General features: G+C 60.7%; 9 protein-coding genes. 6 read left to right on the top strand and 3 right to left on the bottom strand.

Translation table 11 applies throughout. The features are described from left to right. Positions 1-2: 2 nt before the first annotated feature. The gene (gene ftsH / locus SAZ10_RS15125; RefSeq protein ID WP_318610071.1) at positions 3-1991 is read right to left on the bottom strand and encodes an ATP-dependent zinc metalloprotease FtsH; all 1989 of its coding nucleotides are present in this window, start codon (positions 1989-1991) and stop codon (positions 3-5) included. 421 nt (positions 1992-2412) lie between these two features. Here ftsH and SAZ10_RS15120 point away from each other — a divergent pair, with 421 nt between their 5' ends. From SAZ10_RS15120 to SAZ10_RS15095, 6 genes are read left to right on the top strand one after another with little or no spacing between them, the layout of a single operon-like run. Then, positions 2413-3513 carry a glycosyltransferase gene (locus tag SAZ10_RS15120; RefSeq protein WP_318610070.1) on the top strand — a complete coding sequence of 367 codons (1101 nt, stop codon included), beginning with the start codon at positions 2413-2415 and terminating at the stop codon, positions 3511-3513. Beyond that, entirely contained in the window at positions 3480-4673 is a 1194-nt protein-coding gene (locus SAZ10_RS15115) for a glycosyltransferase (protein WP_318610068.1), read from the top strand. Before SAZ10_RS15120 ends, SAZ10_RS15115 begins: the two co-directional genes overlap by 34 nt. Then, positions 4661-6541, top strand: a complete 1881-nt coding sequence (gene asnB / locus SAZ10_RS15110) for an asparagine synthase (glutamine-hydrolyzing) (RefSeq protein ID WP_318610067.1) — start codon at positions 4661-4663, stop codon at positions 6539-6541. The genes SAZ10_RS15115 and asnB overlap by 13 nt, the downstream gene beginning before the upstream one ends. A gap of 45 nt (positions 6542-6586) precedes the next feature. Next, entirely contained in the window at positions 6587-7882 is a 1296-nt protein-coding gene (locus SAZ10_RS15105) for a nucleotide sugar dehydrogenase (RefSeq protein WP_318610066.1), read from the top strand. A 46-nt stretch (positions 7883-7928) separates the two neighbouring features. Continuing rightward, complete coding sequence (locus SAZ10_RS15100) at positions 7929-8942, top strand: NAD-dependent epimerase/dehydratase family protein (protein ID WP_318610065.1); 1014 nt, start codon at positions 7929-7931, stop codon at positions 8940-8942. Between the two features lie 23 nt (positions 8943-8965). After that, positions 8966-9940, top strand: a complete 975-nt coding sequence (locus tag SAZ10_RS15095; protein ID WP_318610064.1) for a glycosyltransferase family 2 protein — start codon at positions 8966-8968, stop codon at positions 9938-9940. 4 nt (positions 9941-9944) lie between these two features. On the opposite strand, the gene SAZ10_RS15090 is transcribed toward SAZ10_RS15095, so the two are convergent. Both SAZ10_RS15090 and SAZ10_RS15085 read right to left on the bottom strand, forming a co-directional pair. Beyond that, positions 9945-10742 carry a hypothetical protein gene (locus tag SAZ10_RS15090; protein WP_318610062.1) on the bottom strand — a complete coding sequence of 266 codons (798 nt, stop codon included), beginning with the start codon at positions 10740-10742 and terminating at the stop codon, positions 9945-9947. A 227-nt stretch (positions 10743-10969) separates the two neighbouring features. Next, complete coding sequence (locus SAZ10_RS15085; protein WP_318610061.1) at positions 10970-12991, bottom strand: glycoside hydrolase domain-containing protein; 2022 nt, start codon at positions 12989-12991, stop codon at positions 10970-10972. Positions 12992-13037 lie beyond the last annotated feature (46 nt).

The raw sequence follows: 13037 nt of genomic DNA, 5'->3' as shown, positions 1-13037 counted from the left end.
ACCTACCTGGACCTGGTTGCGGCTGCCTCGACAGGGGGACGATCGGGAAGAGCAGGGGCGGGCGGTAGCGCCGTCACCTCGAGAATCTCTTTTTCGTCGAGAGATTCCTGTTTCATCAAGGCGGCGACAAGCTGATCGAGTTCTCTTCGGTGTTCCTGCAAGAGGCGTTTGGCTTCCTCGTGGCATTCATTGATGATCCGGGCGACTTCGCTATCGATCAGCCCGGCGGTCTCGTCGCTATATGGTTTTGACGTGCTGAAACCGGAGGCGCCGACCCAACTGTTCTGACGCGGAGCAAGCTGGACCATGCCAAGGGCGTCACTCATGCCCCAGCGGGTGACCATCTGGCGGGCAATGTTGGTAGCCTGTTCGATATCGCTTTCGGCGCCCGTGGTCCTGGTGCCGTAGACGATCTCCTCTGCGGCACGGCCACCCAGCATTCCGATGATCTTCGCGCGCAGATAGTTTTCGGGATAGTTGTATCTGTCGGTCAGAGGTCTTTGATAGGTAACTCCGAGAGCCTGGCCGCGGGGTACGATGGTGACACGATGAACCGGGTCGGCACCGGGCACGACCAGGCCGAGGATCGCGTGGCCGCCTTCATGATATGCGACGCGCTCACGGTCGGCATCGCTCAAAATGATCGGCCGTTCCGGTCCGAGCACGATCTTCTCGAGAGCATCGATGAAGTCTTTTTGATGTACCTTGTCTTGCTCCCTGCGGGCGGCCAGCAGAGCTGCCTCATTGACTAGGTTCTTGATGTCCGCTCCGGACACCCCGGGAGTGGTCTGCGCGATATCGGCAAGGTCGACGTCCGCGGCAAGGGGTACCTTTCGGGTGTGCACCTTGAGGATCTCCTCGCGCCCGCGTTTGTCGGGAAGATTTACCACGACGCGCCGGTCGAAGCGGCCCGGCCTCAGCAAGGCCTTGTCCAGAATGTCGGGCTGATTGGTCGCAGCAAGGACGATCACGCCTTCACGGCTTGAGAAGCCGTCCATCTCCGTCAGGATCTGGTTGAGCGTCTGCTCTTGCTCGCTCGCTCCGCCGATGACGGACTGACCTCTGGTGCGTCCAATGGAATCGATCTCGTCGATAAATATGATGGAAGGCGCGTTCTTGCGCGCCTCCGAGAACAGGTCACGAACGCGCGCGGCGCCGACCCCAACGATCATTTCGACGAACTCGGCGCCACTCATCGAGAAGAATGGCACTTCCGCCTCGCCGGCTACGGCCCGTGCAAGAAGGGTCTTTCCGGTTCCTGGCGCGCCGACCAGCAGCACGCCTTTCGGCGCGGTCCCGCCCAGCCTGGTGTATTTCTCCGGGTTCTTGAGGAAGTCGACGATCTCGATCAGTTCGTTCTCTGCCTCGTCAATGCCGGCAACGTCTGCGAAGCTGACCTTTGTCTCCGTTTCCTTGTCGAAGCGTCGGGCTCTGCTTTTGCCGATGCCGCCCAACCCACCGAACATCCCGCCGCCCTGTTTCGCGGCACGGCGGAACAGCCATACGTAGATGCCAATGATAAGGAGCGCCGGACCGAAGGCGGACAGCAGCATGAGAAGCGGGTTGGCTTCCGATTGGATTGGTGTCGCCCTGATATCGACGCCACGCTTTATCAGCTCGGTCTCCAGGCCCGGATCGACGAAGGATGGCAGAATGGTCTTGAAGTTCAGAACGTCCCGGGCCTCCGAACTGGGCTGGCCCTCCCCGGCGGGCGGCGTCCACTTGACGGCCGCTCTGAATTTGCCGTCGATCGTTTGGCCCTGTGTGTGAATGGCTTCCACATTGTTCTTGGCCAACTCGTCGCGGAAGAATGTGTAGGAGACGGTCGTTGGCGCATTCGTCTCGCGAAAAAGCGTGGTGACCAGAAAGTAATTCACCACAAGCAGGATGAGGAAGACCAGCCAGGCGCGCCCGGATGGAATACTCGGCTTATTCGCGGTTTTGCCGGGTTGGCTCTTGGTCGCACCGCGCCCTCCAACTTTGCCAACCACATCGTTCTCCCTTGCCGCGGGAACCCCATGAGATTCTCAATGGAAACTGGAGCGGTAACAGCTTTCAGGCAAGTCCCGCCTCAGCATATGGACCATAGCTGGGGCCGATAGCTGGAGCTGTTGAGAGCGCGAGCTCATGCCGGCTGCTACCGCCGCCGACTACCTTTACGTTTGGAACAAACCTCCTATCTGCACATTCATTAGGGCCGTCTAAAGGACGCCGCGCCAATCCGCGCGAGCCGTTCTGACGCGGAGGTGATCGGGAGATTCCGTGAAATCGATCGCGAAAGAACTGGGCGCATCGATGAGCCGGGTCTCGGGTGGCCGCGTGCGGGCTACAGGCCCGACGCAGGAGAGTCCCGTCCAACTCCGTCCAGCGGAGTCGCGGGCGCATCGATCAGAGGATTTTCGTGAATTTCGGGTGGCAGCCCTGATCGACACGGCGATCGTGTCTGGACCGGGCCGGCAGTTAGCTGCCCTGGCAGATCGGCTGTCGACATATGGAGTTCGGCTGCGCGTTTACATGTTTCAGCGGGTCGGCCATCCGCTTTCACCATTCTCCGCCTATCTCGAAAGGGCAGGCATAGAACACGTCGTCATCTCCGAAACGGGTCCCTTCGACATGTCGCTGCTGAGCAAGGTCGGGAGGAGCCTCCGGGAATGGAAGCCGGACATTGTCCAGACGCATAACTATCGGACTACCGTGCTGGCGTATCTCCTGAGCTGGGGATATCCGGATTGGCGCTGGCTTGCCTTCTGTCACGGATGGACGAACGAAGACTGGAAAGTCCGGGTCTACAACCGAATAGACCGCGCTCTTCTGCCCCGTGCCGACCGCCTCGTCGTCATGTCTGAACGGCACAGGCGACAGTTCCTCAGGGATCATCCTGAGGTAACAGTAATCTACAATGCGGTCCTCCAATTGCCGGAGGAGAGCGACTCCATCGATCTGGAGCACCTGCACCTTCCCGAGAGGCCGGCCATCGGCGTGGTAGGCAGGCTCAGTCATGAAAAGGGCGTGGACGTCTTGCTGGCCGCGATTTCACGGCTTCCTGCCGGCAGCGTATCGTTGCTTGTCGCCGGGGAGGGACCGGAGCGCCTTGCGCTTGGGCGGCAGGCGGTCGAGCTGCACATCGAGTCACAAGTACATTTCCTCGGCTCGGTTCGAGATGTGCGAAAGCTCTATCGGCAACTCGATGCGATCGTCCTGCCCTCGCGAACGGAGGGCCTCCCGAATGTGCTGCTCGAAGCGGTCAGTGAGGACGTGCCGGTGGTTGCAACGCGGGTTGGTGCTGTCCCGGAAGTGCTCACAGACGAAGCGTCCGGATGGATCGTGGAGCCTGACGACGCTGCAGGCCTGGCAACGGCAATCAGCCTGGCTTTGGCCAATGGAAGGAGCGCGTCAGCCCGACAGGCGCGCAGAGAAACAGCCAAACGCTTCTCGCTCGAAGAGCGCGTCCGGCGACATCTCCGGCTTTATGCCGAACTATGCCCCGATCGAATTTCAGGAACGGCCACTTGAACGCGTACGAACGTCACGACGGCAGCAGACTGTCCGTCGAAATTGTGCTGCCATCGTTGCCGCGGGCCGGAATGGAGATCATGGCCTGCGAACTGGCCAAAGGTCTCGTGGCAAGCGGTCACAAAGTAGGTGTCACCTGCCTGGAGGAAACAGGGCCGCTCGCTGATGATCTGAGGGGGGCGGCTGTAGATGTCAGTCTGGTCCCATGCCCGGGGGCGCGGTCCAACTTTCTTCCCCACAAGGCGCTCGTAGAGCACTTGCGGTCCCGCCGCTGCGACGTGCTCCACATGCACAATATCTGGGGGAAAGCCAGTCTGGCAGGTCGGTACGCAGGTGTGCTCCAGATCGTCGCCACAATGCATGGATTAGCTGCTGGCGAGCCATGGTTCTACGAGTCCCTGCGTTGGTGGGGGGCCCGATATATTGATTGCGTGGTCGCCGTTTCGGAACCGCTGAGGCGTCATCTTATCGAACGCACGCGTATTCCATCCGAAAAGGTCGTCATGCTCGTGAATGGAATCGACCTGCAACGGTTCGCAGCAGCAGGCCGCACGGGCTTGCTACGGACGGAACTGGGAATTGCTCCCGATGTCCCCGTCATCGGTTGTGTGGCGCGTCTCGATCCGGTCAAGAACCATCCAATGCTCCTTCGGGCCTTCAAGCGGTTGCTTGCAGAGTTGCCCGCTGCACGCCTGATTATCGTGGGGGAGGGGCCACTCGGTTCTCAGCTGCAGGCCGATGCCTCCGAGATGGACCTCTCCGGCCGCGTGTCATTCGTCGGAAGCGTAGCCGACACGGCGCCGGTCTACCGGGAGTTCGACGTGTTTGCGCTCGGCTCTGTCTCGGAAGGCACGTCGATCAGCATCCTGGAGGCGCTTGCCAGCGGCGTGCCGGTCGTCGCGACTGCAGTAGGGGGAAACCCAGCCCTCCTCGCACCTGATTGCGGACTGCTTGTGCCGAGCGACGATGACGCGCGTATGGCCGAGGCAATTGTCAAAGTGCTCCGCGACCGCGACCTGTCCGATGCGCTGGCGAGAAGAGGGCGCGCGCGCGTCGCCTCGGGCTACTCGAGCTCGTCGATGATTTCTGCCTATGAGCGCCTCTATCGGTCGCTTCTCGGAGCGGATGGGCAGCGTGGAGTATCGTCATGTGCGGCATAGCCGGCGGCGTCGGGCTGTCGGAGGATGCCCGGCCGGACCTGTGGCGGGTCCAGGCCATGTCGTACAGCATGATACATAGAGGACCCGACGGCGGCGGGTTGTGGATCTCCCGCTCCGGGCGCGCCATTTTTGGCCATCGCAGGCTCGCCGTCATCGACCTGGAGACGGGCGACCAGCCCATGGTGGACGACGCCGGCGACGTCGCAATCGTCTTCAATGGAGAAATCTATAACTACCTCGAGCTGCGGGACGAACTGGCCCGGAGGGGCCAGGTCTTTCGCACTCGCTCGGACACGGAAGCTCTTCTTCGACTGGTCGAACTGAAGGGCGAAAGAGCCGTCGACGAACTGCGCGGCATGTTCGCCTTTGCCGTTTGGGACGACCGACGTGGCTCATTACTGATGGCGCGCGACAGGATCGGCAAGAAGCCACTCTTCTACACCGTCCACGGTAACTGTATCTATTTTGCGTCGTCTCTGGCAGCCCTGCGCGCCGCTGACCTCGTCGGCTCCTCCATCAGCTCTCGGTCGCTCGATCTATATCTCAGCCTCGGCTATATCCCCGCGCCGCACACGATCTACCCCGGGATTTTCAAGCTGCCTGCCGCGAGTGTTGCGACGATAGACGCGCACGAACTCAATCTGCGCAGCTATTGGGACCCGGCCGACGGCGAGCCTTATCGCGGCTCTTACGAGCAAGCGCTCGACGATCTTCACGCTAAGATCGACGAGGCGGTAGGCCTGCGGCTTCGCAGCGACGTTCCCCTCGGCATATTTCTGAGCGGGGGGATAGACTCAAGCCTCGTCGCCGCAATGGTCAGCGATCGCTGCAGGTCCGCGAGAACCTTTTGCGTCGGATTCCCCAACCGAGCTTTCGACGAGAGCGAGTTCTCCCTTGCCGTCGCCAGCCATCTCGGCACCCAACATCAGAACCTGAGGGCCGAAGCGCAGGTGGTGGGCACTGCATCCAAGCTGACGTCTCAGTTTGGAGAGCCATACGCCGATTCCTCTGCATTGGCTGTGGACGCCATTGCCCAGCATGCGCGTCGCTGGATAACCGTGTCCCTGGGAGGAGACGGTGGGGACGAAGGCTTCGCCGGTTATGCCTGGTATGCAAATGCGGCGCGCATCGACAGCCTGGCGAAGCTTATGCCGAAGCGGATGGTCCGCCTCGGCGCTTCAATGGTCCGCCGAAGCCATAAGCTTCGATCCAACCCCAGGATAGGGCGGATCGAGCGTGGGCTTGGGGTGCTTGAACGTTCACCGGCCGCGCGCTTCGCGGCACTGCGTTCATTCGTCAACGACGCGGACGCAGAGATTCTTTACGACGGGGAACTGTTGGAGAGGCGACTTGCCGGCGACAATCCAGCCGAACAGCTGATCGCGCGCCACTACGAGCGGGCGAGAGGATCTGCCTTGCGGAAGATGCGCTATGCAGATCTGCGGACTTATCTTGCCGACGATCTGATGCCGAAGGTCGATGTCGCGACCATGGCGCATGGTCTCGAGGCGAGAGCTCCGCTGTTGGACCAGGAGGTGCTCGCCTTCGGATTGTCTCTTCCCGACCAGTTCCTCTTTGACGATCGCGGCGGAAAACGAATTCTCCGTGACCTTCTGGCGCGGTTTGTTCCCAGGTCGATGTTCGAACGACCGAAACAAGGATTTTCGATGCCTCTCCAACACTGGTTTGCCGGAGAATTGCTGGAGCGAGTTCAATGTGTGGCCGACAGTGAAGCACTCTCCGCGACCGGCCTGCTGAAGTCCGACGGGATTCGGCGACTGATCTCCGAGAATGCGGCAGGAGTGCGGGATCACAGCCAGCGGCTCTTCGCGATCCTTCAACTGGAGTCGTGGCTGTCGCAGCAGTGACCACATGCTTCCCGCGGAGTCCAAATCGACTGGGAGGAGTATCCGATGGAAGGCCAACCGGGCGCGCGCGACCGCAAGCTCGCGATAATCGGACTGGGCTATGTCGGGCTTCCGGTGGCGGCTTCCTTTGCGCGCGCAGGATATGCTGTCACAGGTTTTGACATCGATCCCGTTCGCGTCGCGGAGCTTCGCAGGGGGATAGACCACACCCGTGAAGCCCAGCCTGCAGACCTGGTCAATCCCATTCTCCATTTCACGGATGATGCCGCAGAACTCGCCAACGCCGACTTCTTCATTGTTACGGTGCCGACACCTATCGACCAGGCGCGACGACCAGACATTTCCGCGCTTCTGCGGGCCACGGAAACCGTCGGGCGAGCCCTCAAGAAGGGGGACTGCGTGGTTTACGAGTCGACGGTTTACCCCGGCGCTACCGAGGAGGATTGCGCTCCCGTTCTGGAACACCTCTCAGGGCTCAAGGTGGGAGTGGATTTCGGTCTCGGTTATTCGCCCGAGCGCATCAACCCGGGCGACACCGAGCACCGGTTCGAGAACATCAGAAAGGTCGTCTCCGGAGATAGCCCCGCCACAGCGGAACTGATTGCCGCCATCTATGGCTCGGTGGTGCGAGCCGGCATTCATCGGGCCCCGTCGATCAAAGTGGCGGAGGCCGCGAAGGTAATCGAGAACTCGCAGCGCGATCTGAACATCGCGTTCATGAACGAGCTCGCCGAAATCTTTCATTTGCTGGGAATCGATACCTCGGACGTACTCGCCGCCGCTCGCACAAAATGGAACTTCCTGCCTTTCACGCCGGGTTTGGTCGGAGGTCACTGCATCGGGGTCGATCCGTATTACCTGACGCACCGGGCCGAGTTGGAAGGATACCACCCGCAAGTGATACTGGCCGGTCGGCGCGTCAATGACGCAGTGGGGCAGCGCATCGCTCGGGAGAGCGTGCGGCTCTTGCTGGCGCATGGATCGGGTGAACGAAAAGCTGCCGTCCTCGGAGTGACTTTCAAGGAGAACGTGCCGGACGTTCGGAATTCACGCGTCATCGATCTCGTAAGGGAGCTCGAGCGTTTTGGCGTCAGCGTCGAAGTGAGCGATCCGCTGGCGCGACCCGAACTGGTATCACGCGAATACGGTCTGGAGCTGAAGCGGCTCGAGGACCTCTCTCCTGCAAGTCTGGTGATCGTCGCCGTTCCCCACGAAACATACCTGCAGGCCGGCTGGCCATTGATCCGGCGTATCCTGAAGAACGGGCGCGGGATTGTAATGGATGTGAAGAGCCGGCTCGAACGGCAAGCTCAGGACGGCATTGTCCATTGGCGAATGTGAGGACCGGGCGGCGGCAGGCTTGGGCTGGGGGCGGACGGAGGAACAAATGCGAGCTCTCGTCACCGGCGCCGCAGGATTCATCGGCTTTCACACTGCACGAAGGCTGCTGGAAGAGGGCAATGACGTGATCGGCGTCGATGGAATGACGTCCTACTACGATCCGGAGCTGAAGCGCCGGAGGCAGGAAATCCTTCGTTCGTATGACCGCTACCAGGCATTCGAGTTCATGCTGGAGGAGGGATCGCGGTATGCCGACCTTCATTCGGACCTTCAGCCGGAAATCGTGGTCCACCTCGCGGCTCAAGCGGGTGTTCGCTACAGCCTTGAAAATCCGCGCGCCTATGTCGATGCGAACCTGATAGGTACGTTCAATGTGCTGGAGGCATGTCGGAAGAAACCGGTGCGGCACCTCCTGCTCGCGTCTACGAGCTCGGCTTACGGGGGCAACACGCGCGTTCCGTTCCGCGAGACCGATCCCGCCGTTCTTCCGCTGACGCTATACGCGGCCAGCAAACTCGCGACCGAGCACATGGCCCATTCCTATTCGCATCTTTTCGGCGTGCCCACTACGGCGTTTCGCTTCTTCACCGTATACGGTCCCTGGGGCCGCCCGGATATGGCGTTGTTCCTGTTCGTCTGGCACATTCTTCGAAATGAGCCTATCGAGGTCTTCAACGACGGAGCCAGCCAGCGCGATTTCACCTTCATCGATGACCTCGTGGAGGCCATCAGCCGATTAATCGGCTGCATTCCGATACGCGACCCGACATCTGCCGAGAACAGCGTGCCAGGCGACACACTGAGTCCGGTTGCTCCGTTTCGTTTGGTGAATATCGGAGGCGGGCATCCCGTCAGTCTGCTGGAATTCATCGCGGAAATCGAACGGGCCACCGGCCGAAACGCAGAGAAGCTATTCAAGCCCTTGCCGCCTGGCGATATCGCGCGGACCGAGGCAAGCGCGGATCTGTTGTTGGCGCTTACTGGCTACAGGCCGGACACGCCAATCTCGACTGGCGTTCCCGCCTTCGTATCCTGGTACCGCCAATTCTATGACTGCTGAATGAACGACATAGCGGACCGGCGATGAAGGTATCCGTGGTCATCCCGTTGTACAACAAGAGCGCTTACGTCGGGCGCGCGCTGGACTCTGTCTTGTCGCAAGAATTCCAGGACTTCGAGGTCATCGTGATCGATGATGGGTCGACGGATGACGGAGCCTCTGTTGCGCGGTCCTACAAGGATAGTCGCCTTCGCATCGTCACTCAGCCAAACTCGGGTCCGGGTGCCGCGCGCAATCGAGGACTTCGCGAGGCGAGGGGAGCTTACGTCGCATTCCTGGACGCCGACGATGCGTGGCTTGCCGATTTCCTGACGTCAGGATTACAGCTGTTGGACACGTTTCCTCAGGCGGCGAGCGTCACCTCTGGATACATCGACATACCTCCCGGCAAGTCGACCGAACCGCTATGGCGATCGCGGGGACTTTACAACGGCGTCGTTCGGCTCCTCCCCCGGAGTGATCCCCCATTTGTGGTCGCGCTTCTTGCATATATGACGCCCTGCACAACCATCGTTCGAACCGAGACCATCAAGCGATTCGGAGGATTCTATGATCGCGGGCGATGCCGATATGGCGAAGATGCGTTTCTGTGGTTGAAGGTGCTTCTCAACGAGCAGGTCGCCATTGATCTCGCGCCTCGCACCCTGGTCTACCGAAATGCATCAGCCTTGAGTGGCAACCTCAGCGGCGCTCGGCAGATCGAGCCCTTCCTCGATAATTCCGATGAGATCAAGCAAATTTGCCCGCCTCATCTCGCGGAATTGCTGAACCAGGTACTTGCTATCAGAGCGTTCAAGACCGCCTGCGTGCTGGGCTATTGGGGTGAATGGCGCGCCGCCGCCCGGCTGAGACGAAGTTATGCGCGATCGTCCGATCGGTTGTTGCCGTACGAGTTGGCTTCGCTGATCTGCGCGACGCCGGCGGGGTCCCTTCTGGGAGCAATCTGGCGTCAGGTGATGCGGGCTCGGACTGATGCGGCTCATCGCCTGAAAAGCTGAGCGCTCAAGAAAGAGCAGCCCCGGCACGACCGATTCTGGCGATGACTGGGGCGCCAACGGCATCGGCGAATTCTTCGGGCGTTCGAAGGCTGGTATCCAGAAACTCGCTTATGCTGGCCAGCGCGATACCGAGCAGCGCTCCGGCGGCAAGCGAGGCCAGCAGATAGATCCTTGCCGAACGGGTAGGAAATTCCGGATCGCGCGGTGGGTCTATCATACGGATGAGCTCCGGCGCCCTCAGTACTCCCTGTGCCGAAGCAAGGCGCACGGACCTCAGCCTTTGCTGCGTCACTTCGAGCTGCGCTCGGGTCGCCTGGATCTTGCTCTCAAGAGCGGCAAGCTCGCGCTGCACCTGATCGCGATCGGCAATCGTCTTTTGTTGCTGGGCACGAGCCGCCTCAAACTGGCCACCGTTCCCCGCAAGCTTGGCTATGTCGGTCTCGGTGCCGGCGGAAGTGGAGCTGGCCAATTTCGCCTCCAGCTGTGTTTTCAACAATTCCTGGGAGGCCAGGTCGCGCTGGTGTTTCTCCGCGAGCAGAGTGACGGCGTCCGGTCGACTCTGATCTGGTACCAGTGCGTCGAGAAAGCGGAGAATCACAGTCCTCAGCTCTTGGCCCAAACCCACTGGATTCGGTCCAGAGTGGAAGATTTCAACGAACGCGCCTCCGTCACCCTCCAGCCTCACAGTCTCTCTCAGCTGCTGGAGCTTTTCGGCTCTCGCCTTCGGTTCGGTGATGTTCAGGTCTTGCACCACCCCCGTCAGCACCGCATCGCTGAGCAAAAGCGCGCGCAGGGCCTCCAAGCGTTCCGAGTTCGACACGAACTGCGCATTTATCGGTTCCCGTGTCAGTGGAGATATGTCGCCTGACTCCTGGAGCATCAGGAGCGATCGCGACACGTAGTTCAGCGGCATGTATTTGCTCGCCGCGATCCCGACCGGCGTCATGATGAGCAGGGGCACGAGGAGAAGCCATCGGCGGCGCCAGCTGGCTTGAAGCAGCAGCCCGGTTACTTGTGCAGGTGATCTGGTCATCGAGTAGAGCCTTCCTCCGCGCCAGCGGGATTCCTGCCCGCTATGATGCGAGCGAGCTCCTTGCGGGCGGCTTCCCAGTCGTCCGGGTTTACGCTCCAGCTGATTGGCGCGCGAACCCAGGTCGGATCAGACGAAGACCCTACGCCGGTTTCCCACAGAACCCTCGGAACCATACGTTCCACGATGGCGGAGGTTGCCTTGCGATCCACTCGGTCTGCCAAGGCTAGATATTCGACGTCCTGGATCCCGCGCCGCCAGTATTTCAGGCGAAGGCTGGCTATAGGACCTGCAAGACCATATGATTGGCCGGGAAAAATCGCGTCGGTTCCGGGGTAGAACAGCACACCATCTCCGTTGGAGGTGTTCCAGCCGGTCATGCCGGTGACTCGGTCGAATTTGGGTTCGCCGCCGAAGGTCTGTGCGTTCTCGAAGACGTCGGTATCGCCTCGGCTACCCTGATAGTTCGCGTAGTAAGTGGCGTTCCAGAAGAACCAGCGATCCACGCCTTTCTTGAACTGTCCCCAGGGCAGCTCGCGCAGCGCTACACCGTCGTCCTCGACAGCAAACGAACCCGAAGCAGGTCGCATGCCATTGTAGAAGAATAGCCGCCTGCCGGTTTGTCTGAGCTTTTCAACAGCGGCGTCCCAGATGGATGTATCGCCCACTCCGATCCAACTGGCCAGGACCGATACCGATGGCATTTTATCCAGACTCTCGACGAGGTTGGCAGTTGCAAGGGTTGCGAGGGGCGGACGGGCATCCAACCCTTGCTTGATCCAGTTCGCCCACTGCTCCGTCTGCGAAAAATTAGGGGATTCGTCCGCCAGGTAAAGAAGCCGCTCGACGGCAGGGAAGTTGGCATGGAACCAGCTCTCCCAGGAGCTCGTGTGCATGCGCAGCGTTTGCTGGTCGGATCCGCCCCAAAGCGACTGCCAGGATCCGTAGAGACCGACAACGAAGAGGTCGGACCCCAGCCCCTCTCCCGGGCCTGCATAGCCGTTGGCGCGCGAAAACAGTTTCCCGGTCAGCCGCGCAATCCATTCGGGCCGGGGACGATCTTGCGGCCAAGCCGTCGCACCGGAGTTGTCGTCCACAAGCGATATGCGGTGTCGTCTCGCCAGCATGAACTGGCGGTCCGCCACAAGACGCGCGAGCCTGTCCTGAGGTGTTCCGGGGTTAGGATAGGCGTTGCCCGTATAGCGGCGCGCAATCTCCTCGTAACTGGTAGCCACCATCGTTCCCGAAGTCGTTTGGTCGGGCAAGGCGAAATCGAGAACCGTCAGTTCCACCGGAACGACAAATCTGACATTCCCTTCTTCGGTGACGGTGAGCTTTCCTGCATAGCTGCCGGGAGAGGCGTCGCGCGGCACGTAGATGTCTGCCCACACGCTCTGGTTCGAGCGCGCCGGAATATCGAAGTCGCCCACCAGCTCCAGGGGAACTGCAATGTCGGGGAAAAACTTGTCGGCCCCCGGGCGATCTTTCCATTCTCCACTTCCGACCAGGTCGGATGGGAGCCGCAGCCGCTGGGGCACGTGCCGCTCGTCATACGTTCCGTAGGAGAGCTGGCTTAATCCGCGGATCTGCAGATAGCGGACGAAGAAGAGCTCGATCTCGGTCGATGTCCAATCGAAAAGTCTCTCCTTCGGACGCTTGGCGTGCCGTAGTCGCACCCCTGAGCCGTTCGACAGGTCGGTAAGCGACACGCCCACGGCGTGGGCTGTCTGATCGGCGGCCTCAATGACCAGATTGAACGAGACGACCTCATTGGCCGCCGCGAATAGCCGGATGCTCTCACCATCCCATACGGAATTGCGCACCGAGGCGGCATTCCCGTGCGCGCGCAACTCGTCTCTCGTGACTTTGTCTCCGCCGTCATTGGCCCAGACAGAGGTGATTGCGTCGGATGCGGCAAAGGAAGGTTGTAGAGCTAAGAGAAAGACACCGATCGTCAGCCAACAACTGATACGGACACCGGTGAAGGATGCGGGAAGGAGAACACGAAAAAGTGCGTTCATCACAGGGCTATCGACGCACGTAGAGGAATCTACGCGAAACTTGCCA

Origin of the sequence: Mesorhizobium sp. BAC0120 (assembly GCF_033542235.1) — a bacterium.
Classification (GTDB): domain Bacteria; phylum Pseudomonadota; class Alphaproteobacteria; order Rhizobiales; family Rhizobiaceae; genus JAWRCU01.
The sequence above is the reverse complement of the archived record's forward strand: the minus strand, read 5'-3'. Positions and strand labels throughout refer to the sequence as shown.

Excerpts from the sequence above, each read along its gene's own strand:
- asnB (WP_318610067.1), top strand. The coding sequence starts at position 4,661 with ATGTGCGGCATAGCCGGCGGCGTCGGGCTGTCGGAGGATGCCCGGCCG.
- SAZ10_RS15095 (WP_318610064.1), top strand. The coding sequence starts at position 8,966 with ATGAAGGTATCCGTGGTCATCCCGTTGTACAACAAGAGCGCTTACGTC.
- SAZ10_RS15105 (WP_318610066.1), top strand. The coding sequence starts at position 6,587 with ATGGAAGGCCAACCGGGCGCGCGCGACCGCAAGCTCGCGATAATCGGA.
- SAZ10_RS15100 (WP_318610065.1), top strand. The coding sequence starts at position 7,929 with ATGCGAGCTCTCGTCACCGGCGCCGCAGGATTCATCGGCTTTCACACT.
- SAZ10_RS15085 (WP_318610061.1), bottom strand. The coding sequence starts at position 12,991 with ATGAACGCACTTTTTCGTGTTCTCCTTCCCGCATCCTTCACCGGTGTC.
- SAZ10_RS15115 (WP_318610068.1), top strand. The coding sequence starts at position 3,480 with ATGCCCCGATCGAATTTCAGGAACGGCCACTTGAACGCGTACGAACGT.